Here is a 24,642-nt window from a genome sequence, read left to right as displayed (position 1 = left end):
AGCGTCACGTTGGCCGGTCGAGAACCAAAGCCGCTCGTCGTCATGGGCATTCCGCGATCGCTCCTCGGGCCAGTGGATCGCCAGCGCGGAGACACCCGCCCCCACGATCAGAGCGACCTTCCACAGGAGCCGCCTGCGTCGTGTGCTCGAGGGTTCTTGCCCTGACAGACCCATGGCCGCGATTTCCTCACTGACCGATCCCTTACCGGAAGTACGCACGGGGCCCCCGTACTCCTCGGATAAGGTGTTGGCCGGACTCGCAACATTCGGGGGCCGGGTGATCCGCTCCTCCGTCTCTCCCGACCAGGAGAAGCGGCTGCAGGAAGCCCTCTCGTGGGCCCGCGCGGGACTTCCTGGCGGCACGAGCCCCCGGGCAGACTGATTTATGATCGCGCCCGCCGTCCAGGCCATCTCGTCTCCAATGCGGGGCGCTTAGGACCGCGTGGATGGACCCGGGAGCAGGACCACACCGCTGTAATGTTCTCGGCTTCCCCCGCGTCGTTTGCGCAGAACATTCAACGTGGGCAGCGCGTCCGCGCCAGGAGGTCAGATGGAACATGCGCAAGCTGGGCCTCAGAAGGGCGCGCAGCAACCGAGAGCGCGGAAGCTCCTCATGGGGCTGACGATCGCGGCCTTCGCTGCGGGCCTGATCTATCTGCTGGTCGGCGAGCACCGGGTCCACATGCTCGGCTGGCTGCCGTTTCTGCTGCTGCTACTGTGCCCGCTGCTGCACATGGGCATGCACGGTGGACACGGGGGTCACGGCGGCGGCGACGCTGACGGCCAAACCGGCGGCCAGTCGCATCAACACAAGCGCTGAGAGAGGCTGCCATGTCCGACACGCCCGCCTACGGCCTCTGGTCCCTGGTGATCCTGAACTCCGCTCTGTTCATCTTCTTCGCCTTTACGTTCTTCAAGCCGAAGACGAAGCGGGACTGGCGCTCCTTCGGGGCCTTCAGCGCTTTCCTGGTGGCGCTTTTCACGGAGATGTACGGCTTTCCCCTGACGATCTACCTGCTTTCGGGATGGCTGCAGAGCCGCTTCCCCAGCGTGAACTGGTGGTCGCACGACGCCGGCCACCTCCTGGAGATGATGTTCGGCTGGAAGGCCAACCCCCACTTCGGCCCCTTCCACCTGTTGAGCTTCGCCTTCATCGGCGGCGGCTTCTGGGCGATCTCGGCGGCCTGGCCGGTGCTCTACCGTGCACAGCGGGAGGGCACGCTGGCCACCACGGGTCCATACAGCCGCGTGCGGCATCCGCAATACGTCGGCTTCGTCCTGGTGATGTTCGGCTTCCTGCTGCAGTGGCCGACCCTGCTCACGCTCGCGTTGTTCCCGGTGCTGGTGTTCATGTACTGGCGCCTGGCCGTGAGCGAAGAGCGCGAGACCGCCGCGCGCTTCGGCGAGGCCTATGCCGCCTACAAGCGCACGACCCCAGCCTTTATCCCACGGCTGCGTCCGTCCCAGAACGCCAAGCGTTCCCCCGCCTGATCCGGCGCTTTCCGCGCGCCGCAACCTGCGAGTTTTTCGCCTATGCGCACCACGACAGTCGACGTCTCCGGATTCCGCACGCCGCTGGATCCTCTGGTCATCGAGAAGCACCTTCGGCGCCATAAGGGCGTCCGCAAGGTCGCCGCCAACTTCGCGTCCGCCAGCGCCACCGTGACCTACGACGAGGCGCTGGTCAGTGACACCGAGCTCGAACAGGCGGTGCGGGACTGCGGTTTCCACTGCGCCGGGCAAGTCGTGCCGCGCCACGTCTGCGCGCCCGGCCAGGACGCGGTCAGCGCCGATGCGCGTCACGACCACGCGCATAACAAGGCCGCGCCGTCCAGCAAGGCCGCGTCGAAGGCGCAGCACGCCGACCACGGCGAGCACGACGCCATGGCCGACATGGGGCACGGGCCCGGCATGGACATGCAGGCCATGGCCCGGGACATGCGCAACCGCTTCTTGGTGGCGTTGGCCTTCACCGTGCCGATCTTTTTCCTCGCCCCGATGGGCATGGACTTCCTGCGGGTGAATCCGCCGTTCGGCTGGGACCTGGATCTCGTCCTGTTCGTGCTCGCGAGCGGGGCGATCCTGTGGCCGGGCTGGCCGTTCTTCATCGCGGCGGTCAGAGCCCTGCAGCGCGGCGTGTTCAACATGGCCGTGCTTGTCCTGCTGAGCGTCGGGACCGGCTATCTGTTCAGTGTGGGGACCACCTTCTTCTTCGAGGCGGAGAACTTCTACGAGGCTTCGGCCCTGCTGCTGGTCTTTATCCTGCTCGGGCATTGGTTGGAGATGCGCGCCCGCGCCGGCGCTTCGGAAGCTATCCGGCGTCTGATGGATCTCGCCCCCCCGACCGCCAAGGTGATCCGCCAGGGGGTCGAGGTGGAGATCTCGACCTCCGAAGTTCTGGTGGGGGACGTTGTGGTGGTCCGGCCCGGCGGCAAGATCCCCGTCGACGGCGTCATCGAAGAGGGCGCATCGGAGATCGATGAGTCGATGCTAACCGGGGAGTCCCTGCCGGTCTCCAAGAAGGTCGGCGACACCGTTGTGGGTGGGTCGATCAACAAGACCGGCGCCTTCCGATACCGCGCCACCAAGGTGGGCTCCGACACCGCGCTCGCCCAGATCGTGAAGCTGGTCCAGGAGGCCCAGAACTCCAAAGCGCCCGCCCAGCTCCTCGCCGACCGCGCATCGCAGTGGCTGGTGCTCGCGGCCATCGTCATCGGCCTTCTGACCTTCGCTGTCTGGTTCTGGATCATCGGCCAGACGCTGCTCTTCGCGCTGACGCTCACCATCACGGTCTTCGTCATCGCCTGCCCCGACGCGCTCGGCCTCGCCACGCCGATGGCGGTGATGGTGGGCACCGGCCTGGGCGCCGCCCACGGCATCCTGATCAAGGACGCCGCCGCGTTGGAGGACGCCGTCAAGCTCGACGTCGTCATCTTCGACAAGACCGGCACCCTCACGATGGGCCAGCCCAAGGTGGAGCAGGTGGTCCCCGGTCCAGGGTTCGACGAGGCGACCGTCATCGCCACGGCCGCGGCGATCGAGCAAGGCTCGGAGCACCACATCGCCGTCGCCGTCCTCGAGCGCGCCAAGGGGCTCGCGCTGCCGCCGCTGACGGACTTCGCCGCCTTTGAGGGCAAGGGCGTTCGCGCTGTCGTGGACGGTCGGACGGTCTACTCGGGCAACCGCATGTTGATGGAGGAGAACGGCATCGATCTGGGTCCGCTCGCGGCCCGATCGGTCGAGTTGCAGGGCGCGGGCCGCACCGTCGCCCACATCGCCCAGGACGGTCGGGTGATCGGCCTGATCGCCATCGCCGACGCGCCGCGCCCGACCGCGCGGGAAACCATCGAGCGACTGCAGGCCCTGGGCGTGAAGGTGGCGATGATCACCGGCGACAACCTGGGCACGGCGCAGCGCATCGGACGCGAGCTCGGCATCGACATCGTGCTGGCCGAGGTGCTGCCCGGCGACAAGGCGGCGAAGGTCAAGGAATTGCAGGCGCAGGGCAACAAGGTCGGCATGGTCGGCGACGGGGTCAACGACGCCCCCGCCCTCACCCAGTCGGACGTCGGGTTCGCCATCGGCGCCGGCACAGACGTCGCCATCGAAAGCGCCAAGGTCGTCCTGATGCGCAGCGACACCCTCGACGTCGTGAAGGCGATCGAGCTCTCACGAGCGACCTTGCGCAAGATGCACCAGAACCTCTGGTGGGCCGTGGGCTACAACGTGGTCGCGTTCCCGGCGGCGGCCGGGGTGTTCTATCCCATCACCCTGAGCCCGGAGGTGGCCGCCATCGCCATGTCGGGCAGCTCCGTGCTGGTCGCCGTCAACGCGCTCCTGCTGAAGCGTCTTCGCCTCGGCGAAGGACGCCCGCATGGTCGGCGAACGGCGGCGGTTACAGTCGCGGAACAGGCGGCTTGAGCCGGGCGTCGGCATCCCGCTTTCAGGTCAGGGCGACGCTTCCCGTCCTCATGGTGACAGCCTTCGCGGTGGCCACCGGCTACGGCATCGCCCTGCCTCGCCTGCCCGCCTTGCTGAGCGATCTGGCTGGCGCGGGCGGCGAAGCCTGGCGCTCGCGCCATGTCGGCGGGATCACCGCGGTCTACTTCGGCGCGGCTCTCGTCGCGGCGCCGATCTGGGGTCGGCTTTCGGACCGTCTCGGGCGGCGGCCGATCATGGCGCTGGGCGCGCTAGGCTTCGCGACGGCGTTCGTGGCGAGCGAGCTGGTCGACGGACTCCCCGAACTCTATCTGGCGCGCGGCCTCGACGGAGCCTTCTCCGCAGCTGTCGCACCGACGGCCCTCGCCTACCTCGCGGACCGATGGTCGGATCCGGACGCGCGCGCGCGGCGGTTCGCTTGGCTGAATGCCTCGGTTCTCTCCGGGTATCTGGCCGGCCCCTTGATCGGCGAAGCCGTTGCGCCGGTCGGGCCGCTCGCGCCTTACGCCCTGCCCGCGCTGACCGCCGCCCTGGGCGCCCTGCTCCTGGCGGGCGTTGAACCCGTCCATCCCAAGGCCGCAGCGACCGGCGCCGCCGGGCGCGGGCGGTTTGGGGCGCGGGCGTTGCTGCTCGCGCTGTCGGCCGTGGCGGCGGGGTCGGCCGTGGCCCAGGAGATCGCCGTGGCCGTGCCATTCGGGCCGGACGATGCGGGCCGCACCTCAGCCTCCCTGCTGCTGAGCTTCTGCGGGGCGGTCATGTTCCTGACCCAAGTGATCATCTTCTCCGGCCGCAATTCCGCCGCACGGGCGGTTCGGCTGCTCCGGCCACTGCTGATCGCCTTGGCCGCGGGTCTCGCCGTGACGCCCCTGGCCAGCGGCTTCTGGCCGCTGGCGCTGGTGATCGCTGTGGTGGCGGCCGCCGGCGCGGCGCTCAACGTGCTGGCCAGCTATCTGACGTCGCGGCTGCAGAGGGGCGCGCAGGGCGCGGGACTGGGCCTGCAGTATGCCGCCGTCAGCGCAGGACAGCTGCTCGCCGCGCTCGGCGCCGGCGTTTCGCAGGCCGCCGAGGCGCCTGTCGCACTTTGGACAACGGCGTTCCTGGCCCTCGTCTTGGCCGCGGGCTGGAAGCGAGCGCGCCTGGGAGCCGACGCTTGAAGCCGCTTGGACCCAAGTCTCTGAGGGTCGATCGTCTCCAGGACCGAGCGCGAGCGGCGAACCGGCCGCCGCGAGTCCTGTGTCATCCTGTTGGTTTTGAACCCTCACGGCGGAAGCGGAGCAGCAAGAAACCGCGGCCTCGCCACCCGGCTCACGGACCGCGAAGGGACGGGCCATGAGCCAGGCGGAGCTCTGTCCAGACGAGGAATCGGTCACCCTCTCTGCATTGCTCGCGCAGCTTGCCCAACGTCCGGAGGCCGACCTCAGCATCGACGACCTCGTCGGCCATTTCGGCGCTCGGGCGTTTGGCGCGACGCTGTTCGTCTTCGCCATTCCGAACCTTCTGCCGCTTCCCCCCGGCAGCTCGACCGTGCTCGGCATGCCGCTTCTGCTTCTGGCGCCTCAGCTCGCGTGCGGAAAGTCGGAACCCTGGCTTCCCGGATCGATCCGACGGCGGATCATCGCGCGTTCCGCCCTGGCTAATGTCTACCAACGCATCGGACCGTGGCTCACCAAGGTGGAGCGCCTCACGACACGCAGATTGGCGTTCCTTTTCGGCGGGCCGGGAGACATGCTGATAGGGCTGATTTGCACGGCGCTCGCTGCGGTGCTGATCCTCCCCATTCCGCTCGGAAACCTCCTCCCGGCGACGGCCATCGCCATCCTGGGGCTCAGTCTGGTCCACCGCGACGGCGCACTCGCCGTCGTCGGCTATCTCACCGCCGCGATCAGCTTCGGCGTCCTTGTGTTGAGCGGCCAAGTCGTCATGGCGGCGGTCAACCGGCTCCTCATTTGGCTGGGCGTCTTGGGAATTTGAACTGCAAGCCCGTCGGCCCGGCGCGCGACACGCCGCAGTGACGCCCGGTCGCAAGCTTGGGGTACAGGCGCCCTGGCGCACAGGAGGACCGGGTTGGCGGTCTTCGGCCCCGACGGATGGGGGCAGGTCAGGCTAAGACGCCGAAGTTGCTCTCTCCCGAACGCGTCACCCGGCTGATGCTACTTGCTGTCCCGAGTCTTGAACCTTGGGGCGCCGCGACGGGCCGAGACCGTAGCGGCCCGCCAAGCCACGGCTGAGGTAAGACTCAAGAGGATGGCGGCGCCTGCAGCGACACGCCACAGAGCGGCTTTGGGCGGGCCCCGGTGCGCCGGGGACCCAAGCGCCGCGGGTGGTTCAGGCCGCGGCGCCCAATGGGTGGCCCCAACGGCGGACACGGTCGGGTTCTCACCTTTCCAGTAGCCGCCCTCGCCAAGGTCGTCGGGCCGTTCAAAAAAGCCTATGCCGATCCAATCCTCCGCGGTTTCCCCCGCGTGTGGAAACGTAGAGCAGGATAGCGCTTCCATCCCGCGGGGCGCTCGCGATCGGCCGCCAGAATTCATCCGCCTTCCTCATCCTCCACGAACTCCCAACTGCGAACCCGTGACGGCGGCGCCGCTGATGCGGCGCGGCGAGCGCGCTCGTGACTTCCAGATGTTGCACGGCGGCGTGCTACGTCGCGTTCGAGACTTGCAATCACCCCCCGGCATAGCGCGCGCTCCTAACACCTCTCGGCGGCTGCGCTTGGGCGTCAGATCGGCAACTCATTCCCGCAGATGTTCCGCGATCAGCCCCGTCAGCGGGATCTGGTTGCTCGCGTGGGGCACAGCGTCGGTGGAGACCACCCGTTGCGCCTTGGCCGCCAGGCGCTCATAGGCGTCCTCCGCGAACAGGGCGTGCACGGCGACGCAGACTGGCCGGGCGAGACCGGCGCGCACCAGGCCGTCGGCGGCTTCCATCATGGTCCGCCCTGACGAGACGATGTCATCCACCAGCACCGGGGTGCGATCCTCCCAAGACGTCAGGTCCGGCAAGGCGATGCGAACTTCCCGGTCCCCGAAGCGCTCCTTGCGCAGAACCGCGAACGGCGCCCCTGCGGCGGTCGCCACCTCGGACACCCACTGTTCGCTTTCGATATCCGGGCCGATGATCAGCGGCCGCGACACCTCGGCGGCGATCCATGTCGCCAGCGCTGGAGCCGCGTGCAGCACGTCGGCGCGGGCGCTATAGATCTCCGACATCGCCCTGCGCCGGTGCAAATGCGGATCGACAGTGATCACCCGGTCGAACTCGGCCGACAGCAACTTGGCGAAATGGCTCGAGGTGATCGCTTCACCGGGGTGGAAGCGCTTGTCCTGGCGCATATAGGCGAGATAGGGGGCGATCAGGGTCACCGTGGCGGCGCCCAGTTCGCGGGCCGTCCGCGCGGCGAACACCAGGCGCAAGAACTGCGGGTCCGGATCGGCCAGGGTGCAGACGACCAGAACCTCGGCGCCGGCGACGCCTTCCGAAAGGCGCAGGTAGGTCTCACCATCCGGAAAGCGTCGGGTTTCCAGCGGCGTGAGCTCCAGGCCGAGCGCCTTGGCGATCCGGTCGCCGAAGCCCTCGTTGCCCGGCATCGGCAGGACAAGTCTGCGGCTCACGCTTCGACCTCCATCAAGTCCGGGTTGCGGTTGGCGTAGTCGAGCGCGTACTCGAGCTCACCGGGCGAATCGGCATGGATCATCACCCAGGGCTGGCCAGAGGCCACCTCGTCCCCCAGCCTCGCCATCAGCCGCACGCCGGCCGCCTTCACGTCCGGTGCGCCGGCCAGCTTGGCGAGCCGGGCGATCTTGCGATTGTTGATATGAACGATCCGGCCGCCGCGGCTCGCCGTCAGGGGCCGGGTGTAGCTGGCGCTGGGCGGCGTCCGCAGCCCGCCTTGCGCTTCGCAGATGGCCAGGAACTTGCGCCAGGCGCGGCCGTCGGCGAGCACCGCCTCGGCCAGCCGCAGGCCCTCGCCGGCCGCCGCGGCGCCGCCGAATTCCAGCGCCTCGCCGGCCAGCACGCAGGCATGGCGACGCAAGTCGGGCGGCGCGTCGGCCTGGTTCTGCAGCACCGCCAGCACGTCGTGCGCCTCCAAGGCCGGGCCGACCCCTCGGCCCACCGGCTGCGCGCCGTCCGAGAGCACGCAGCGCGTGGCCAGTCCGAATTCGGCAGCGACCCTCGAGAGGGCTCCGGAGAGCCGCTCGGCGGCGTCCTCCGTCCTGACCTTGGCCGTGGGGCCGACCGGAATGTCGAGCACGACGTGGGTCGAACCGGCGGCGATCTTCTTCGAGAGCACGGAGGCGACGAGCTGGCCCTCGGTGTCGACATCCAGCACCCGCTCCACCCGGATGAAGATGTCGTCGGCCGGGCTCAGCCGCACCGCCCCGCCCCACACAACGCAGCCGCCTTCCGCCTCCACGACCCGGCGGATCGCCGGCAGGTCGAGGTCCACAGGGGCCAGGGTCTCCATGGTGTCGGCCGTGCCAGCCGGGGAAGTGATCGCCCGCGACGAGGTCTTGGGCATGGTGAGGCCGCAGGCCGCGACGATGGCGACCACCAGCGGCGTCGTGCGGTTGCCGGGAAGCCCCCCCACCGAGTGCTTGTCGACCACGACCGGGCCCGGCCAGCTCAGCCGCTCGCCGGCGTCGATCATCGCCCGAGTCAGGGCGACGGTCTCCTGGTGGTCGAGGGCAAGCGCGGAGGACGCCGTCAGGAACGCCGCCAGATGGATGTCGGTGTACCGGCCGGCGGCGATGTCCCCGACCACGCCATGCAGATCACCGTCCGAAAGCCGCTGGCCGTAAATGCGTCGCCGCACGCTCGACATCGATTCGAGCGATGGCGCGTGCCGCACGGTGATCTCGGCGCCGTCGCCGACGCCCAGACGCGCCCAAAGCGATTCCGAGAGCCCCGCCTCCTCCTGGCCGAGCCAGTCATCGTCGACCTGGTAAAGCGTGGCGTAGACTTCGCGGCCGTTGGCGGAGATCGCCACCTGCGCCTTGGCCGAGAGGCCTTCCGCCCGACAGACGTGACAGTCGGTGCGCATCAGCACCACGGCTTCATGCTGGGTGATCAAGCCCAGGCGACGCGCCACGAGCCTCGGGGCGGGCGGGCCAGCCTCCGACGCCGGAGCGCTCACAGCTCGTACCTCCGCATGGGCGTCGAGACGGTGCAGCTCCAGCCGAGCTCGCCCTCGATGCGCGTTCGCAAGGTTTCGGAGGCGTCCGGCTCGCCGTGGACGATGAAGGTGCGCGTCGGCGGCCGCTTGAAGCCGCCCAGCCAGCGCAGGATCTCCTCGGCGTCGGCATGGGCTGACAGCATGGCCAGGTTCTTCACTTCCGCATTGATGGTGACCCATTGGCCGTGGATCTTCACCTCCTTGGCGCCGCCGAGCAGGGCCGAGCCGCGGGTGCCCGCCGCCTGGAAGCCGGAGAACAGGATCAGGTTGCGGCGGTCGGGACCATAGGCCTTCATGTGGTGCAGGACCCGCCCGCCAGTGGCCATGCCGCTGGCGGAAATGATCACTTTCGGCATGCTGTTGTGGTTGATCGCCTTGGAGTCCTCCACGTCGCGCGTGTAGGTGGCGACCGCGCAGGCGGCGCGGCAGACCTCCGGCGTGAGCCGGTGATCGTCCAGGTGGCTGCAGAGCATCTCGCTGGCGTCGATCGCCATCGGGCTGTCGAGATAGACCGGCACCAGCGGGATGCGCCCGGCCTGCTTGAGCTTCCAGATGTGATAGAGCAGCGCCTGCGCCCGCCCGACGGCGAAGGCCGGGATCACCACGGTCCCGCCTCGCTGGACGGTGCGCTCGATGGCCCTGCCGAGCGCTTCGGTGGAGTCCGTCTCCTCGTGGTGACGGTTGCCATAGGTGGACTCCACGATCAGGTAATCGGCCTCCGGCACGGGCTCGGGGTCGCGCATCACCGCATCGTCGTAACGTCCGAGATCGCCGGAGAACACCACCTTGCGGCCGCCCCAGGCGATCTCGGCCGTGGCGGCGCCGAGGATGTGGCCCGCCCGCCGCAGCATGAGCTCCGCCCCGCCGGGAAGCTGGATCGGCTTGTGCACGTCCGCCGGCGAGAAGAACTCCAGCGCGCGCTCGGCGTCGCGTACGCCATAAAGCGGCAGGGCCGGCTTGTGCTTCGAATAACCGTGGCGATTCGCGAACTCCGCGTCGTTCTCCTGGATGTGCCCGCTGTCCCGCAGCAGGATGTCGCAGAGCTCCATCGTGGCGTGGGTGGAGACGATCCGCTCCCGGAACCCTTCCTTGACCAGCTTCGGAATGTAGCCGGAGTGGTCGAGGTGGGCGTGGGTCAGCACCAGCCCGCCGAGCTTGGCGGGGTCGACCGGAAAGGCCGCCCAGTTCTGCTCGCGCAGCGCCTTCTGTCCTTGGAAGAGTCCGCAGTCCACCAGGATGGAGCGGCCGTCATGTTCGAGCAGGTGCTTCGAGCCGGTCACCGTCCCGGCCCCGCCGAGACTCGTCAAACTGAGCATGGGTGTTCCTTGAAGGGCCGCTCGCGCGGCTGTCGCAGATCGGGTGCAAGACGCGCGGGCCCAGCCAGAGATTACAGGTCCGCCTTTGCGCTCGGTCAAAGCCACTTGGCCTGGAGCGTTCCATCGTTCGCATGAACCTGGAGCGCATCCCCCATGTCCCGCACCGCCCTCATGCTCGCCGCTTGCCTCAGTCTCGCCGCGGGCGCGGCCGCCGGGCAGACGCCGCCGCCGGATGCCGCGCCGTCGCCGATGAGCCCCGGCCACGAACTCGACGCGGCGCAGCTCCATGAACGTTGTCGCCCCATCGTCGGCCCGGCCATGGCGCCGCGCGGGACCCGGCATCACGGCGCCCGTGGCAAGACAACGCGGCTCGTGCCCCCCGAGAAGATGGAGCCGTTGCATGCGGCCTGCGCCAACGAACTCGTGGCCCGGGAGGCCGCCGCCGCGGCGCCAGGGCCGGAGGCCCGTTCAACCGATGAACGCGTAGACGGCGGCCGCCGCCAGGAGCGCCGCTAGACCGGGGACGCCCACCAGCAGCCCATGCCTGCGCGTTCCGACCAGTCCTGCGATCACGGATTTGGCGAGCGTGTTGGCCGCCACGCCGATGAGCACCGCCAGCGTTGCGGCTGATCGCGTCAGCTCCGCCGCACTCATGCCCGCGATTGAGAGCGTCAGCGCATCAACATCCGCCAACCCCGAAACCGCCGCCAGACCATAGACGCCCCAGCGTCCGAGCCAGCGGGCGGACAGCTTGGCGAGCAGCATGAGGACGGCGATCAAGGCCGCGAACTTCAAGGCGGCGCCGAGCTCCACCGGGTTGCCCACCCGCGGGCCCGGGTCGTCGACGCCATCGGCGGGGCGGCGCGTCAACAGCACGCCGCCCGCCAGAAAGGACGCGGCGGCGAACGCGGCCATGGGACCGAGCAGCTGCACTGCGAAGCTGCGATCGACCGCCGCCGCAACCACCACCACCACGCGCAGGCCCATCATGCCGCTGGCGAACAAGGTGCCGGCCGCGAGCCAGCCGCAGAGCGGCGGTTGTTGCCGGACAAGGCGCGCGAAACTCAAGGTGGTCGCCGTGGACGAGGCGAGACCGCCCGCCAGCGCCGCCATCATCAGCCCGCCGCGGCGGCCGACCAGCCGCATGGCGAAGTAGCCGACAAACGAGACGCCGGCGATCAGCACCGCCAATAGCCAAATCCGGCGCGGATTGAGGGCCGCCCAGGGATCCAGCGTCCGGTCCGGCAAGATCGGCAGCACCAGCGCCGTCATCACCAGCAGCACGAAGAGGGCGCGCAGCTCCGGCCACGACAGGGCGCGGACGCCGGCGTGCAGCGGCTGCTTGAAGGCGAGAATGACCGTCGTCGAGACGCCGCCGGCGATAGCCAGGACCGGATCGCCGAGCACGGCCAACGCCCCGAACCCGAAGGCGAGCAGGCCCGCCACGACGCCCGTGGCGCTGGCGTTTCCCGTCGCCCGCGCCTCCAGAACCTGGAACACCGTCAGGACCAGCGCCAGGGCCAGGAGACCAAAGCCGACCAGCAGGACGCCGGACGCGCCACCGATCACGGCCAGGACGCCTCCCAGCAGCCCGGCCAGACCAAGCGTCCGCAAGCCGGCGGCGCGGCCGCCCTCCGGGGCGTCGCGGCTGCGCCAACCCCGCTCCAGGCCGATCAGCAACCCCACAGCCAGGGAGACAAGCAGTCGCCCCAGGATCTCGATCATCGACAACAGGGCCTCCGAACAATGGCAAACAACCGCTCCCCTTGAGGGGTCATCTCGCCGCAGAGCGGGGCCTTGTCAGGGACCGAGCCGCTTGCCCTAACGCTGCGGCGACTCGACGAGCGCGTTCGGCAATTCGTCAGGATTGTCCGATCCTGCGGGGAAGTGCTGCGCCAGCAGCCGACCGCAGCGTTCGATGGCCGCCACGAAACCATCGGCCGGCCGGCCAGCCCTGACTCCCGCGACCAGGTCGGCGATGGCGGCCTCCCAGTCTGAAGCCGCCACCTTCTCATCGATGCCCACGTCCGCGAGGACTTCCGCCTGTCGCTCGCCGAGCGAGGCGAAGATCAGAACCCCCGTCCGCTCACGAGTCTTGTGCAGGCCGCTTGCGAAGAACTGCTGCACGGCCCGCTCGCGCACCCGCGCCCGCTTGAGCAAGCTGGGGGTCAAGCTGCGGCGGACGGGCGGGACCAAGGCGACCGCAAAGATGCCCACGAACAACAGGCATTGCAGCAAGGCGTAGCCGGTCAGGGCGGTGAGCACCGGCGCATGCGGAGCCGCGGCTTGCGCAGCCCCCAACCGCCCGGCGCGTCGAAGTGGCGCAGCGCCGCGGTGACTTTCAGCAACGCCAGGCCCGCCAGGGGCAGAACGAGCGCGCCGAACGCAGCCCAGGCGAGCGGCGTCTCGGGATAGGGCGAAGCTTCGTCGATCACCACGCAGACGACCTCGCCGCGGGTCTTGGCCTCCGCGGCGGCGACCGCGGCGGCGATGCGTTCATGGTCGGCTGAGGTCAGAAGCATGCTACCAGCGTCCCGAGGCGCCGCCGCCGCCGAACGAACCGCCACCGCCGCGGAATCCCCCGCCGCCGTGTCCTCGGCCGCCGTGACCGCGGCCACCATGACCGGCGCTCATCAGCAGAAGAAGCGGCAGCAGCCACATGTCCATGCGGTGGCCTCGCCGGCCGGTGATCATCCCGAAAATCCCCATCACCACCCAAAGTCCAAGCAGGACCAGGACGATGGTCGGTACGGAACCGTCGGCGCTTGTCTGCTGCTGGGCGCTGGCTGCGACTCTCGCCCTGGCCTCACCGTCCGGCAACGACAGCTGCTCGATCAGCGCGTCCGCGCCGGAGACGACGCCGCCCTCGAAGTCCCCGGACCTGAACCGGGGCAAGACCCGCTCCTGCAGGATCACGGTGGCCAGCGCGTCAGTCAGCACGCCTTCCAGCCCGTAGCCCACCTCGACACGGACGCGTCGCTCTGCCGGCGCGACGATCAAGAGCACCCCGGTGTTGCGTCCCCTCTCGCCGATGGCCCAAGCCCGGCCCAGCTGGTAGCCGTAGTCCTCGATCTCCTGGCCCTGCAGAGAGGGCAGCGTGACCACCACCAGCTGCCGAGAGGTCTGGACCTCGAGCGCCTCCAGCTTGGCGGTCAGCGCCGCTTCCGTCGGCGCCGACAGAATGTTCGCGCCATCCACCACCCGACCGGTTAGGCTCGGGAAGGTCAGCGCCGCGGCGGCGGCGGTGCAAACGAGCAAACCGACAAGCAGCGACAGGGCCGCCGCGAATCGCGAGCGCGCCTGGATCGTCATTGCGGAGGCGCGGCGGGGGCAGCGTCCGTGTTCGGCGCCGGCGGGGCGAAACTCACCGACGGCGCCGCCTGGGACGACGGCGTCGCTTGGAAGAGTTGCATCGGCTGGGCGGACGCATAGGCGGTCTTCGCCCAGATGATGGTGGGGAAGGTGCGCAGGCTGGTGTTGTAGTCACGCACCGCCTCGTTGTAGTCGCGGCGCGCGACGGCGATCCGATTCTCCGTCCCCTCGAGCTGGCTCTGAAGCGCCAGGAAATTCTGGTTGGATTTCAGGTCCGGATAATTCTCGCTGATCGCCAGGAGACGACCAAGGACGCCCGTGAGCTGGTTCTGAGCCGCCTGGTAGCGCTGGAACGCGGCCGGGTCGGTGACAGTCGAAGCGTCGACCCGGACCTGGGTCGCCGAGGCGCGGGCTTGCACGACCTCGCGCAACACAGTGCGCTCCTGCGCCGCATACCCGCGCACCGTTTCCACCAGATTGGGGATCAGGTCCGCGCGGCGCTGGTATTGGCTCTGCACGTCCGCCCAGCTCGCCCGCGCCTTCTCCTGTTTGGTCGGGATGGTGTTGATCCCGCAGCCCGCCAGGGCGATGGGTATCAAGAACAGCGCGCTCAGACGCGCTAGACGTCGGATCAGTGATGCCACGTCGCTCTCCCGTGGACATGCGTCGCCAACAAGCAGCTTGGCTGTCGAGCAAGAGACGCCAGGGGCGCGAGCGGATTACACCTGCGCCAACCGAGGCCTTCCTCCGAGGGTCAGGAGGGACGCCGCCGGCTGGCCCGCCAAGACCGGGGTGGATCGCTCGTGACAGGGCGAGGTCGGCGTGGACCGGCCAGGCGGAGCGTTCAGTGAGAGGGTGATCCGGGACCGGCTTGGAAGCGACCACAGCCCGCCCGCACCTGTTGCACCAGATCGGCCCAGATCCGAACATTGGCATCGGCGGCGTCAGCCAGGCACTCGGTAATCTGTGTCTTCAGGCGCAGGGCCGCGTCGAGCTCGTGGACGCTCGCCAGTTGCCCGGCCAGGCCCGCCAGCCGGTGCTCGGCGTGCTGCAGGCTTTCACGCTGCAGCGTGCAGGCCTGCACGAACGCTTCGTGCGTCTCGCCGCCGAACGCCCGGACGGCCGACAGCGTCAGTCCCGCAGCCGTAGGCGAGCGAGCGGCGCGGACCTCGGGACCGCCAAGCGTGCGGCCAATCACGGCTGCAGGAGCCGAACCGCGGTGTCTGCTGGACTTTGTCATTGGGCGTGGAACCTTGTGCGTGAGCTCCACCCGCCCGAGGGTTGGACCATACTCCGAACTTCGGATGTCATTCCTGCCTCGCGGCGTTGGATGAACGGCGCGTGTCGCCGCTGCCTGGCCAAGGTCCGCTTCGGCGCCATCGCCGCACGCCCCCGGCGTCGCTTCCATGACGCAGGACCTGGTCTCTCCTTACGTGGGGGCGTCCGGATCCGGGGCGGCGCCGCTATTCGTCCCTAGCGGCATCCTGCCCAGGGGAGCCGGGCGCCTCCGGACCGGGCTGGCGTGCTGGCATCATCGGACCGATGCCTCGCTCCCTGCAGGCACGCGCGTTCCCATCCGCTCGTCGCGTCGAGACGGCCGGCAGGGACCCTGCCCCGCCCGAGGCGCCTCATGTCCTTGCCGTGCGGCGCCGCCGGCCGAGCGTTGGCGGGACGATCCCGCTCGGCGGGGGCGCAGGCGACATGGTTTTCGCGCGATTTCTCGCGGCAAAGCTGAAAGGTTCGCGACGCGCGTGCGTCAAGCCAGCTGAACGGCAGGAGAGTCCGATGAAAGCCTTGGTGTACGGCGGGCCCGGGCAAAAGTCGCTGGAAGATCGACCCAAGCCCGAGCTTCAGGCGCCGGGGGACGCGATCGTGCGGATTGTCAAGACGACGATCTGCGGGACAGATCTGCACATCCTCAAGGGCGATGTCGCGACCTGCGCGCCGGGGCGAATCCTCGGCCACGAGGGCGTGGGGATCGTCGACTCCGTCGGCGCCGCGGTCACCGCCTTCCGCCCGGGGGACCATGTCCTGATCTCCTGCATCTCGGCCTGCGGCAAATGCGATTACTGCCGGCGCGGCATGTATTCGCATTGCACCACGGGCGGCTGGATCCTCGGCAACGAGATCGACGGCACCCAGGCCGAATACGTCCGCACGCCCCATGCCGACACCAGCCTCTATCCGGTCCCGGCCGGCGCCGATGAGGAGGCGCTGGTCATGCTGAGCGACATCCTGCCCACCGGCTTCGAATGCGGAGTGCTCAACGGCAAGGTCGCGCCGGGCGGGACGGTGGCCATCGTGGGCGCCGGACCGATCGGCTTGGCCGCCCTGCTCACCGCCCAGTTCTATTCGCCCGCCGAGATCATCATGATCGACCTCGACGACAACCGGCTGGGGATCGCCCGGCAGTTCGGCGCGACCCAGACCATCAACAGCGGGGACGGCCGCGCGGCCGAGACGGTGAAGGCGCTGACCGGCGGCCGCGGCGTCGACACCGCGATCGAAGCGGTCGGCGTCCCGGCGACCTTCGAGCTTTGCCAGGACCTGGTCGGCCCGGGCGGGGTGATCGCCAATATCGGCGTGCATGGCCGAAAGGTCGATCTGCACCTGGATCGGCTGTGGTCGCAGAACATCGCCATCACCACGCGACTGGTGGATACGGTGTCGACGCCCATGCTGTTGAAGACGGTGCAATCCAGGAAGCTCGACCCGAGCCAGCTCATCACGCATCGCTTCAGGCTCGATGAGATTCTCGCCGCCTACGACACCTTCGCCCGCGCCGCGGACACCCAGGCGCTGAAGGTAATCATCGCGGCCTAGCAGGACGACTGACGGAGTTGCGCAAGTGACCGCGGGACAGCACCCGGATTTCACGCGGCTTGTCGATCTGCTTGGCGCCCCCGGCGCCGGGCCGACGCGCGCGCGGCGTCCGCTCTATGCCGATCTTCTCCCGCCCTGCAACGACGCCTGTCCGGCGGGCGAGAACATCCAGGCCTGGCTCGCGCATGCGCAAGCCGGTCGCTATCGCGAAGCCTGGCTGGCCCTGGTCGAAGACAATCCCCTGCCCGCGGTGCATGGCCGCGTCTGCTATCACCCCTGTGAAAGCGCCTGTAACCGAGCCCAGCTCGACAGTTCGGTGTCGATCCACGCGGTCGAGCGCTTCCTCGGAGACGTGGCGGCGGCGCAAGGGTGGACCCTGCCGATTCGGCAGCCGCCCTCCGGCAAGCGGGTGCTCGTCGTCGGCGCAGGCCCGAGCGGCCTGTCGGCCGCCTATCACCTGGCGCGGCTCGGACATGACGTGGAGATCCGCGAGGCGGCTCCGCAGCCCGGCGGCATGATGCAGTTCGGCATCCCGGCCTATCGGCTGCCGCGCGCCGATCTGCTGAAGGAGGTCCAGACGATCGAGGCGATGGGCGTCAGGATCGTCCTCAACCACAAAGTCGAGGACGTGCTTGCGGAGAAGGCCAGCGGCGGTTTCGACGCCGTCTTCCTCGCCATCGGCGCCCAGATCGGCAAGCGCATCGACCTTCCGGCCAGCGACGCCGCCCGGCTCGTGACGGCGGTCAGTCTGCTGCGCGGCGTCGCCAGCGGCGAGGCGCCGAAGCTCGGCCGCCGCGTCGTCGTGTACGGGGCCGGCAACACCGCCATGGACGCGGCGCGCAGCGCCAAGCGCCTCGGCGCGGAGGAAGCCCTCATCGTCTTCGTCTCCGATCGTGCGCACATGGAAGCCCACGCCTTCGAGGCGCAAGAGGCCGTCGAGGAAGGCGTGAAGATCAAGTGGCTGACGCGCCTCGACGCGCTCGAAGGAACCGAACTCACGGTCGAGCGCATGGAGCTCGACCTCGACGGCCGGCCGCAGCCGACAGGACGCTTCGAAACCCTCGCCGCCGACGCGGTCGTGCTCGCGCTGGGGCAACAGGTGGAGCGGGTCTTGCTGGAGAAGATTCCGGGCGTCGCGTTCCAGTCAGACGGCGCGGTCGTCCTCGATCAGAAGATGATGACCGGTCATCCCGGGATTTTCGCCGGCGGCGACATGGCGCCGGGCGCCCGGACCGTCACGACGGCGGTCGGCCACGGGAAGGCCGCCGCGCGGCGGATCGACGCCTGGTTGCGCGCCGACGATGTCCCCGCGGCGCAAAGGTCGCCGGTCGTCTCCTTCGATATGCTGCACCTGCCGGTCTACAGCGACGCCGAGCCGAGCGTACAGCCGGTGATTGCGCCGGCTGATCGCACGACCGGTTTCGCGGAAATCCAGGCCGGGCTGAGCGAGGCCGCCGCCCGGTTTGAGGCCAGACGCTGCCTGTCCTGCGGCAACTGCTTCGAGTGCGATCAGTGCTACGCGGCCTGTCCCGAGCAGGCGATCGAGAAGCTCGGGCCCGGCCGGCGTTACCGCTACCTGTACGATCGGTGCACCGGCTGCGCGGTCTGCTTCGAAACCTGTCCCTGTCACGCGATCGAAATGATCCAGGAACCCGGAAGAGGGTGAGCGCCCCATGCGGACCGCGGTCGAGCCGCCTCAGACGGACACGATGGACGGCAATACCGCCGTTGCGCATGTCGCCTATCGCGTCAACGAGGTCTGCGCGATCTATCCGATCACGCCGTCGTCGACCATGGCCGAACTGGCGGACGAATGGGCGGCGCAGGGGCTATGCAACATCTGGGGCCATATCCCCGTCGTGCAGGAAATGCAGAGCGAAGGCGGCGCTGCGGGGACGGTCCATGGCGCGCTGCAATCGGGCGCCCTGACGACGACGTTCACCGCGTCCCAGGGGCTGATGCTGATGCTGCCCAACATGTTCAAGATCGCCGGGGAGCTGACCTCGACGGTCTTCCATGTGGCGGCGCGGGCGCTCGCCACCCAGGCGTTGTCCATCTTCGGCGACCACTCCGACGTGATGGCCACGCGCACGACCGGATTTGCGCTGCTTTCCTCTGCCTCCGTCCAGGAAGCCCACGACGCGGCGCTGATCGCGCAAGCCGCGACGCTTCAGGCCCGGGTGCCGTTTGTGCACTTCTTCGACGGCTTTCGCACCTCGCACGAGATCAACAAGATCGAGCTGCTGTCGGACGCGCAGATCCGGGCGATGATCGACCAGGACCTCGTGCGCGCGCATCGCGCCCGGGCGCTCAATCCCGAGCACCCGTTCGTTCGCGGCACAGCCCACAATCCGGACACCTTCTTCCAGGCGCGTGAGACGGTGAATCCCTACTACGCCGCCGCGCCGGCGATCGTGCAGGCCACGATGGACCGTTTCGCCGCACTCACCGGGCGCGCCTACAGGCTCTTCGAATACGAGGGGCGGGCGGACGCCGAACGCGTGATCGTGCTGATGGGTTCGGGCGCCGAGACCGCCCGTGAAACCGCCGGGGCCCTGCGGCAGGCCGGTGAGCGGGTCGGCGTCCTGCAGGTGCGTCTCTACCGTCCGTTCGCCGCCGAGCAGTTCCTGGCCGCCCTGCCGCAGACCTGCCGCATGATTGCGGTGCTGGAGCAGACCAAGGAGCCCGGGGCGCTCGGCGAGCCGCTCTATCTGGATGTCGTGACCGCGCTGGCCCAGGCGGTCGGCCGCGGGCAGCGCAAGATCATGCCGCGGGTGATCGGGGGGCGCTACGGCCTGGGATCGAAGAACTTCAACCCGGCCCAGGCCAAAGCCGTCTTCGACGAGCTCAGCAACGCCGAGCCCAAGGCCAGCTTCACCGTCGGCATTGAGGATGACGTGTCGCTGACGAGCCTGACGGTTGATCCGTCGTTTTCGCTGGAGCGGGACGATGTCGTCCGGGCGCTCTTCTTCGGGCTGGGCTCCGATGGCACGGTCGGGGCCAACAAGAACAGCGTCAAGATCCTCGCCGAGGATCCGGACAGGTTTGCGCAAGGCTACTTCGTCTACGATTCCCATAAGTCCGGGGCGCAGACGATCTCGCACCTGCGCTTCGGCGACCGGCCGATCCGCGCGCCCTACCTGATCGAGTCGGCCAACGTCATCGCCTGCCACCAGGCGCATTTCCTGGAGCGGATCGACGTCCTGCGATTGGCGGCCGATGGCGGCGTCTTCCTGCTCAACACGCCGCATGGACCGAACGTCGTCTGGGATCACCTGCCGCGGGCTCTGCAGGCGCAGATCCTGGAGAAGAGGCTGCGCGTCTTCGTGATCGACGCGTCCAAGGTCGCGCGCGCCGTCGGTCTTGGGGGCCGCATCAACACGGTCTTGCAGACCTGCTTCTTCGCGATCTCCGGCGTGCTGCCGCGCGAGGAAGCGATCCGGCGGATCAAGCGATCGATCGAAGACAGCTACAGCGTTCAAGGCGAGGCGGTGGTGCGGCAGAACTTCGAGGCCGTCGATCAGGCGCTCGCCAATCTCTTTGAGGTGGCTCTGCCAACCGCGGTCACCAGCGCCTTCGACCGCCCGCCGATCGTACCGGCCGGCGCCCCCGTCTTCGTCCACGACATCACCGCCCAGATCATGCGCGGGCGCGGCGACGACATCCGGGTCGGCCAGATGCCCGTGGATGGGACCTTCCCCTCGGGCACAGCCGCCTTCGAGAAGCGCAACATCTCCGATGTCGTGGCGTCCTGGGACCCCGACCTGTGCATCCAATGCGGCCAGTGCGGCTTCGCCTGCCCGCACAGCGTGATCCGAGCCAAGTACTATGACGAAGGCGCGCTCGCGAAGGCGCCGGCCGGGTTCAAGTCGGCTCCGGTCAACACCCGCGGCAATCCGAACGTGCGGTTCTCGCTCGAGGTCTATCTGGAGGACTGCACCGGCTGCGGCGTCTGCGTCGAGGTCTGCCCCGCCCACAGCCCCCTCGAGCCCGACAAGAAGGCGATCAACCTCACCGACAAGGCGCCGATCCTCGAGCCCGGCCGCGCCGGCATCGCCTTTTTCGAGACCCTGCCGGTCAATGACCGCGCCGGGGTCGATTTCGCCAATGTGCGCGGCGTCCAGTTTCTCGAGCCGCTGTTCGAGTTCTCCGGCGCCTGCGGCGGCTGCGGGGAGACCCCGTACCTCAAGCTGCTGTCCCAGCTGTTCGGAGACCGGCTGCAGATCGCCAACGCCACCGGTTGTTCTTCGATCTATGGCGGCAATTTGCCGGTGACGCCGTGGACCAAGGACGCCGCCGGCCGCGGACCGGCCTGGTCGAACTCCCTGTTCGAGGACAACGCCGAGTTCGGCCTCGGCTTCCGCCTGGCCGCCGACAAGCATCGGGAGATCGCAAGGGCGTTGCTGCGTCAGCTGGCGCCTCGTGTCGGCGAGGATCTGGCGAGCGCGATCCTGGCCGCCCCTCAGGAACTCGAATCCGAACTGCGCGCGCAGCGCGCGCGCGTCGAGATGTTGAAGTCGCGACTGGCCGCTCTGCACGACGAGGCGTCGCGCGACCTCTTGTCGGTGATCGACCACTTGGTCCGCCGCAGCATCTGGATCGTCGGCGGCGACGGCTGGGCCTATGACATCGGCTACGGCGGCCTCGATCACGTGCTGGCGAGCGGCCGCGACGTCAATCTGCTGGTGCTCGACACCGAGGTCTATTCCAACACCGGCGGACAAGCCTCAAAGGCGACCCCGCTGGGCGCGGTGGCCAAGTTCGCCGCCGCCGGCAAGCGCGTGGCGCGCAAGGACCTCGCGCTGCAGGCCATCGCCTACGGGGACGTCTATGTTGCGCAGGTGGCGATGGGGGCGAACCCGCAACAGACGCTGCTCGCCTTCCGGGAAGCTGAAGCCTATCCAGGCCCCTCGCTGATCCTCGCCTACAGCCATTGCATCGCCCACGGTTTCGACCTGCGCTATGGCATGCAGCAACAGGATCTTGCGGCGGCGAGCGGCTACTGGCCCCTGTTCCGGTTCAACCCGGCCATGCGGACCGCGGGCGAACGGCCGTTTCGCCTGGACTCGCCCCGGCCAACGATCCCGTTCAAGGCCTACGCTTATAACGAACTGCGATACCGCGCCCTCGCCAGCGCCGATCCGGCCGCGGCCGAAGAGCTGCTCGCCAGGGCGCAGCAGGTCGTCACCGAGAAGTACCGTCAGTACGAGGAGCTGGCGAGTCGGGGCGGAGAGTGCTTCCACCCTGACTGCGGGCATTCGCGCGGTGACGGACCTTCGGCGTGACGCGCCTTCCAGAATGGAGCCTGCGATGGACCTGACCACGCGCTACATGGGCCTGCAGCTGCGCAATCCCGTGATCGCCTCGGCCTCGCCGCTCAACAGCGAGCTTGGGACCTTGCGAGCGCTCGAGGACTACGGCGCGGGAGCCGTGGTGCTGCCGTCGATCTTCGAGGAACAGGTGCTCGCCGAGCGCAGGCGATTGGAGCAACTCGCCTCGCCCGCTGCGAGCGGGTTCGCAGAAGCCCAGACCTACTTCCCCGCCTACGCGGGCTGCGGCTTCGGCGCGGAACGATATCTGGACATCATACGCCGGGCCAAGGCGGCCCTCCAGATTCCGGTGATCGCCAGCCTGAGCTGCGTGACCGCCGAAGGGTGGGCCGGCTATGCGCGCGAACTGGAGAGCGCCGGGGCGGATGCACTCGAGCTCAACATCCATTTCATCTCCGCCGATCTGTCGCTGACCGCGCCAGAGGTCGAGCAACATCACCTCCACGCGGTGAGGTCCGCCAAGGCCGCTGTCGACATCCCCGTCGCGGTGAAGATCGGCCCCTATTTCAGCGCCCTCGGCTCGATGGCGCAGGCGTTGGGTGGGGCCGGCGCCGACGGACTGGTCCTGTTCAATCGCTTCTATCAGCCGGACATCGACGTCGTGACCCTGCGCCACTCGCTGGGAGTCGAACTCAGCACGCCCGCCGAGATGCGTCTTCCGCTGCTGTGGATCTCCATCCTACGGGGCCGAACGCCGATCTCCCTGGCAGCGAGTACGGGCGTCGACTCCGCCGAGGACGTGTTCAAATATCTCCTCGCCGGCGCCGACGCCGTGATGACGACTTCCGCCTTGCTGCGGCATGGCGTGCGTCACATGGGCGTTCTGGTGAACGGACTGGGCGCCTTGCTCGCCGCGCGCGGCGTCGATCGCGTCGACGAGGTGCGAGGGCGGATGAGCCAGCAGTCCCTCGGCGTCGCCGCCCCTCACCCCCGCGAATATTACATCCGCATGCTGCAGAGTTACCGCGTCGCGCAGGCCTCATAGTACGCAGTGGCTCGATCAGGCCGCAGCGACGATCTTGGTGATCGGGCGGGCCGCCGGCGGTCCGGCTAGCACTCAGCTTCAGGAGGCCTTCGCGCTAGGGGGTCCCCCCGCTCTCATCACAAGCCTCGAGCCCGCGGCAGACGGGCTTCGCCCTAGCCGAGGGGCGGGGCGCGAAGTGCTGCTTGTCGCGCTTGCACCAAGGCTCGTGGGTGTAATCCCTGCCTCCGGGCCGCGTCCCTAGGACGGCCGCGCGTCCTCGCCGCGACCGCACGGACCGCTTCCGGCGAGGCCCACGAAGGAGATCGCCATGGGTTGGCTGTCGAACAACTGGATTTGGGTCCTGCTGATCGCCCCATTCGTCGCCCTTTCTCTCTTCAGTCACGGCCATGGTTGTGGCGGCAGCCGGCGCTCGCTGCGCCCGGCGCAGAAAGCTGAGCACGACGGCGGCGACGCCCCGTCAGCCGCGCCGCGCGCCGGCGAATCCGTCCCGCGCGACCAGCGCCGCCGGCGGCGGCGCGGATGCTGAAGGTGTGGGCCCGGCATCTGGTCCCGCGGCCTTTGCTGCAGCGGACCCGGCCGGAGCCATGGGTCAGCCCCCTTCTCTGAGACAGATGACCAACAGGAAAGCGCGAACCATGGGTGAGACAGACAGGATCCGGGTGGGAGTGGCGGGCTATGGGGTGATCGGCAAGCGCGTGGCCGCCGCCGTGACCGACCAGGCGGACATGACGCTGACCGGCGTGGCGGATGTCAGCGCCGACTGGCGGCTGAGGACGGCTGCGCAGAAGGGGTATGCCCTGTTCAGCGCCAGTCGCGAGGCCGACGGAGCCATGAGACAGGCGGGACTGCTCATAGCCGGGGACCTGGAAGACCTGGTCGACGCCGTCGACGTCATCGTCGATTGCACGCCGAAGCGGGTCGGGGCGGCCAACGCCGAGCTCTACCGGCGCAAAGCCAAACCGTTCATCGTCCAGGGCGGCGAAAAGCACGACGTCACCGGGCATTCCTTCGTCGCCGAAGCGAGTTATGCAGGCGCGCTGGGGCGGACGGCGACGCGCGTGGTCTCCTGCAACACCACATCGATCGTTCGCACGCTCACCGCGCTCAAACGCGCCGGGCTGCTGAACCGAGCGCGGGGAACCTTGCTGCGCCGAGCCACAGATCCCTGGGAGAGCGACCGCGGCGGCATCATGAATACGCTGGCGCCCGAACCCGACATTCCGAGCCATCAAGGTCCCGACGCGCAAAGCGTCGATCCCGATCTCGATGTGGTGACCATGGCGGTCAAGGTTCCGGAGACCATCGCGCACCTGCATTATTGGTCTGTGCAGATGACGCGCCCCGCCGACAAGGCCGAGGTCCTCGCCGCCTTTGGCGCGTCGTCGCGGATCGCGGCCATCCAAATGGCCGACGGTCTTACGGCGCTGAACAGCGTCAAGGAGTTGATGGCGGACCTCGGGAGGCCACACGACAACCTTTATGAAGTGGCGCTCTGGACCGACATGCTCCGCGTGCAGGGCGATGAGCTCTTCTACGCCTATATGGTCGACAACCAGGCCATCGTGATCCCCGAGACGATCGACGCCATCCGTGCCCTGAGCGGCCGGATCGTCGACCCCGCCGCCTCGATCGCGATGACCAACGCCAGCCTGGGGATCGGCGCACTTCAAAGCTTGGCCTCTCCCAACTAGGGGGGCCGAATCGGATTGCGCCTGCGCGGCGACCCCGCCCGAACGGGCCGTGATCCACGGCAGACGGCGGCCG

21 protein-coding genes are annotated in these 24,642 nt (G+C 68.8%); 12 read left to right on the top strand and 9 right to left on the bottom strand.

Annotated elements, in window-relative coordinates:
* The first annotated feature begins 613 nt into the window (after positions 1 to 613).
* From PHZ_RS20370 to PHZ_RS20350, 5 genes are all read left to right on the top strand, one after another.
* Positions 614 to 820: a DUF2933 domain-containing protein gene (locus PHZ_RS20370; RefSeq protein WP_236611943.1), complete on the top strand. Its 207-nt coding sequence runs from the start codon at positions 614 to 616 to the stop codon at positions 818 to 820.
* 11 nt (positions 821 to 831) lie between these two features.
* Positions 832 to 1,491, top strand: coding sequence for a methyltransferase family protein (locus tag PHZ_RS20365; RefSeq protein WP_012520390.1), 660 nt, complete (start codon positions 832 to 834; stop codon positions 1,489 to 1,491).
* A gap of 42 nt (positions 1,492 to 1,533) precedes the next feature.
* Entirely contained in the window at positions 1,534 to 3,921 is a 2,388-nt protein-coding gene (locus tag PHZ_RS20360) for a heavy metal translocating P-type ATPase (RefSeq protein WP_012520389.1), read from the top strand.
* 50 nt (positions 3,922 to 3,971) lie between these two features.
* Positions 3,972 to 5,093, top strand: a complete 1,122-nt coding sequence (locus PHZ_RS20355) for an MFS transporter (protein WP_041374495.1) — start codon at positions 3,972 to 3,974, stop codon at positions 5,091 to 5,093.
* 175 nt (positions 5,094 to 5,268) lie between these two features.
* Positions 5,269 to 5,910, top strand: a complete 642-nt coding sequence (locus PHZ_RS20350) for an exopolysaccharide biosynthesis protein (RefSeq protein ID WP_012520387.1) — start codon at positions 5,269 to 5,271, stop codon at positions 5,908 to 5,910.
* A 761-nt stretch (positions 5,911 to 6,671) separates the two neighbouring features.
* Here PHZ_RS20350 and PHZ_RS20345 read toward each other — a convergent pair.
* Genes PHZ_RS20345 through PHZ_RS20335 form a run of 3 tightly spaced genes read right to left on the bottom strand, consistent with a single transcriptional unit; the run spans position 6,672 to position 10,428 of the window.
* Positions 6,672 to 7,526, bottom strand: coding sequence for a ribose-phosphate pyrophosphokinase (locus PHZ_RS20345; RefSeq protein ID WP_041374494.1), 855 nt, complete (start codon positions 7,524 to 7,526; stop codon positions 6,672 to 6,674).
* A 20-nt stretch (positions 7,527 to 7,546) separates the two neighbouring features.
* Positions 7,547 to 9,073, bottom strand: coding sequence for a thymidine phosphorylase family protein (locus PHZ_RS20340; protein ID WP_012520385.1), 1,527 nt, complete (start codon positions 9,071 to 9,073; stop codon positions 7,547 to 7,549).
* Positions 9,070 to 10,428, bottom strand: a complete 1,359-nt coding sequence (locus PHZ_RS20335; RefSeq protein ID WP_012520384.1) for an MBL fold metallo-hydrolase RNA specificity domain-containing protein — start codon at positions 10,426 to 10,428, stop codon at positions 9,070 to 9,072. Before PHZ_RS20335 ends, PHZ_RS20340 begins: the two co-directional genes overlap by 4 nt.
* Positions 10,429 to 10,581: 153 nt before the next feature.
* Here PHZ_RS20335 and PHZ_RS22885 point away from each other — a divergent pair, with 153 nt between their 5' ends.
* Complete coding sequence (locus tag PHZ_RS22885; RefSeq protein ID WP_148217027.1) at positions 10,582 to 10,944, top strand: hypothetical protein; 363 nt, start codon at positions 10,582 to 10,584, stop codon at positions 10,942 to 10,944.
* Here the strand turns inward: PHZ_RS22885 and PHZ_RS20330 are convergent.
* From PHZ_RS20330 to PHZ_RS22880, 6 genes are all read right to left on the bottom strand, one after another.
* Complete coding sequence (locus PHZ_RS20330) at positions 10,897 to 12,153, bottom strand: MgtC/SapB family protein (RefSeq protein WP_012520383.1); 1,257 nt, start codon at positions 12,151 to 12,153, stop codon at positions 10,897 to 10,899. The genes PHZ_RS22885 and PHZ_RS20330 overlap by 48 nt on opposite strands.
* A gap of 96 nt (positions 12,154 to 12,249) precedes the next feature.
* Positions 12,250 to 12,693: a TPM domain-containing protein gene (locus PHZ_RS23700; protein WP_049758499.1), complete on the bottom strand. Its 444-nt coding sequence runs from the start codon at positions 12,691 to 12,693 to the stop codon at positions 12,250 to 12,252.
* On the bottom strand, positions 12,678 to 12,950 hold the full coding sequence (locus PHZ_RS23695; protein WP_049758498.1) for a hypothetical protein: 273 nt from the start codon (positions 12,948 to 12,950) through the stop codon (positions 12,678 to 12,680). Before PHZ_RS23695 ends, PHZ_RS23700 begins: the two co-directional genes overlap by 16 nt.
* Position 12,951: 1 nt before the next feature.
* The gene (locus PHZ_RS20320; RefSeq protein WP_012520382.1) at positions 12,952 to 13,740 is read right to left on the bottom strand and encodes a TPM domain-containing protein; all 789 of its coding nucleotides are present in this window, start codon (positions 13,738 to 13,740) and stop codon (positions 12,952 to 12,954) included.
* On the bottom strand, positions 13,737 to 14,384 hold the full coding sequence (locus PHZ_RS20315) for a LemA family protein (RefSeq protein ID WP_012520381.1): 648 nt from the start codon (positions 14,382 to 14,384) through the stop codon (positions 13,737 to 13,739). The genes PHZ_RS20320 and PHZ_RS20315 overlap by 4 nt, the downstream gene beginning before the upstream one ends.
* A 200-nt stretch (positions 14,385 to 14,584) precedes the next feature.
* The gene (locus tag PHZ_RS22880) at positions 14,585 to 14,938 is read right to left on the bottom strand and encodes a hypothetical protein (protein WP_041374493.1); all 354 of its coding nucleotides are present in this window, start codon (positions 14,936 to 14,938) and stop codon (positions 14,585 to 14,587) included.
* Positions 14,939 to 15,525: 587 nt separating this feature from the next.
* On the opposite strand from PHZ_RS22880, the gene PHZ_RS20305 reads away from it, so the two are divergent.
* From PHZ_RS20305 to PHZ_RS20285, 6 genes are all read left to right on the top strand, one after another.
* A complete protein-coding gene (locus PHZ_RS20305; protein WP_012520379.1) occupies positions 15,526 to 16,563 on the top strand; it encodes a zinc-dependent alcohol dehydrogenase family protein in 1,038 nt (345 codons plus the stop codon).
* Positions 16,564 to 16,588: 25 nt separating this feature from the next.
* Positions 16,589 to 18,229: an NAD(P)-binding protein gene (locus PHZ_RS20300; protein ID WP_012520378.1), complete on the top strand. Its 1,641-nt coding sequence runs from the start codon at positions 16,589 to 16,591 to the stop codon at positions 18,227 to 18,229.
* A 7-nt stretch (positions 18,230 to 18,236) separates the two neighbouring features.
* The gene (gene nifJ / locus PHZ_RS20295; RefSeq protein WP_012520377.1) at positions 18,237 to 21,848 is read left to right on the top strand and encodes a pyruvate:ferredoxin (flavodoxin) oxidoreductase; all 3,612 of its coding nucleotides are present in this window, start codon (positions 18,237 to 18,239) and stop codon (positions 21,846 to 21,848) included.
* 25 nt (positions 21,849 to 21,873) lie between these two features.
* On the top strand, positions 21,874 to 22,878 hold the full coding sequence (locus PHZ_RS20290) for a dihydroorotate dehydrogenase-like protein (RefSeq protein WP_012520376.1): 1,005 nt from the start codon (positions 21,874 to 21,876) through the stop codon (positions 22,876 to 22,878).
* 307 nt (positions 22,879 to 23,185) lie between these two features.
* Entirely contained in the window at positions 23,186 to 23,404 is a 219-nt protein-coding gene (locus PHZ_RS22290) for a hypothetical protein (RefSeq protein WP_012520375.1), read from the top strand.
* A 109-nt stretch (positions 23,405 to 23,513) separates the two neighbouring features.
* The gene (locus PHZ_RS20285) at positions 23,514 to 24,569 is read left to right on the top strand and encodes a type II glyceraldehyde-3-phosphate dehydrogenase (protein ID WP_012520374.1); all 1,056 of its coding nucleotides are present in this window, start codon (positions 23,514 to 23,516) and stop codon (positions 24,567 to 24,569) included.
* Positions 24,570 to 24,642: the final 73 nt, after the last annotated feature.

The organism is Phenylobacterium zucineum HLK1, assembly GCF_000017265.1.
Lineage (GTDB): Bacteria > Pseudomonadota > Alphaproteobacteria > Caulobacterales > Caulobacteraceae > Phenylobacterium > Phenylobacterium zucineum.
Note: the sequence above shows the minus strand (reverse complement) of the source record. Positions and strands in the feature narration are given on the sequence as shown.

Bases quoted from the DNA above. Each gene is read 5' to 3' on its own strand.
- PHZ_RS20370 (WP_236611943.1), top strand. From the start codon at position 614: ATGGGGCTGACGATCGCGGCCTTCGCTGCGGGCCTGATCTATCTGCTG.
- PHZ_RS20365 (WP_012520390.1), top strand. From the start codon at position 832: ATGTCCGACACGCCCGCCTACGGCCTCTGGTCCCTGGTGATCCTGAAC.
- PHZ_RS20360 (WP_012520389.1), top strand. From the start codon at position 1,534: ATGCGCACCACGACAGTCGACGTCTCCGGATTCCGCACGCCGCTGGAT.
- PHZ_RS20355 (WP_041374495.1), top strand. From the start codon at position 3,972: ATGGTGACAGCCTTCGCGGTGGCCACCGGCTACGGCATCGCCCTGCCT.
- PHZ_RS20350 (WP_012520387.1), top strand. From the start codon at position 5,269: ATGAGCCAGGCGGAGCTCTGTCCAGACGAGGAATCGGTCACCCTCTCT.
- PHZ_RS20345 (WP_041374494.1), bottom strand. From the start codon at position 7,526: ATGCCGGGCAACGAGGGCTTCGGCGACCGGATCGCCAAGGCGCTCGGC.
- PHZ_RS20335 (WP_012520384.1), bottom strand. From the start codon at position 10,428: ATGCTCAGTTTGACGAGTCTCGGCGGGGCCGGGACGGTGACCGGCTCG.
- PHZ_RS22885 (WP_148217027.1), top strand. From the start codon at position 10,582: ATGTCCCGCACCGCCCTCATGCTCGCCGCTTGCCTCAGTCTCGCCGCG.
- PHZ_RS20330 (WP_012520383.1), bottom strand. From the start codon at position 12,153: ATGATCGAGATCCTGGGGCGACTGCTTGTCTCCCTGGCTGTGGGGTTG.
- PHZ_RS23695 (WP_049758498.1), bottom strand. From the start codon at position 12,950: ATGCTTCTGACCTCAGCCGACCATGAACGCATCGCCGCCGCGGTCGCC.
- PHZ_RS20320 (WP_012520382.1), bottom strand. From the start codon at position 13,740: ATGACGATCCAGGCGCGCTCGCGATTCGCGGCGGCCCTGTCGCTGCTT.
- PHZ_RS20305 (WP_012520379.1), top strand. From the start codon at position 15,526: ATGAAAGCCTTGGTGTACGGCGGGCCCGGGCAAAAGTCGCTGGAAGAT.
- nifJ (WP_012520377.1), top strand. From the start codon at position 18,237: ATGCGGACCGCGGTCGAGCCGCCTCAGACGGACACGATGGACGGCAAT.
- PHZ_RS20290 (WP_012520376.1), top strand. From the start codon at position 21,874: ATGGACCTGACCACGCGCTACATGGGCCTGCAGCTGCGCAATCCCGTG.
- PHZ_RS22290 (WP_012520375.1), top strand. From the start codon at position 23,186: ATGGGTTGGCTGTCGAACAACTGGATTTGGGTCCTGCTGATCGCCCCA.
- PHZ_RS20285 (WP_012520374.1), top strand. From the start codon at position 23,514: ATGGGTGAGACAGACAGGATCCGGGTGGGAGTGGCGGGCTATGGGGTG.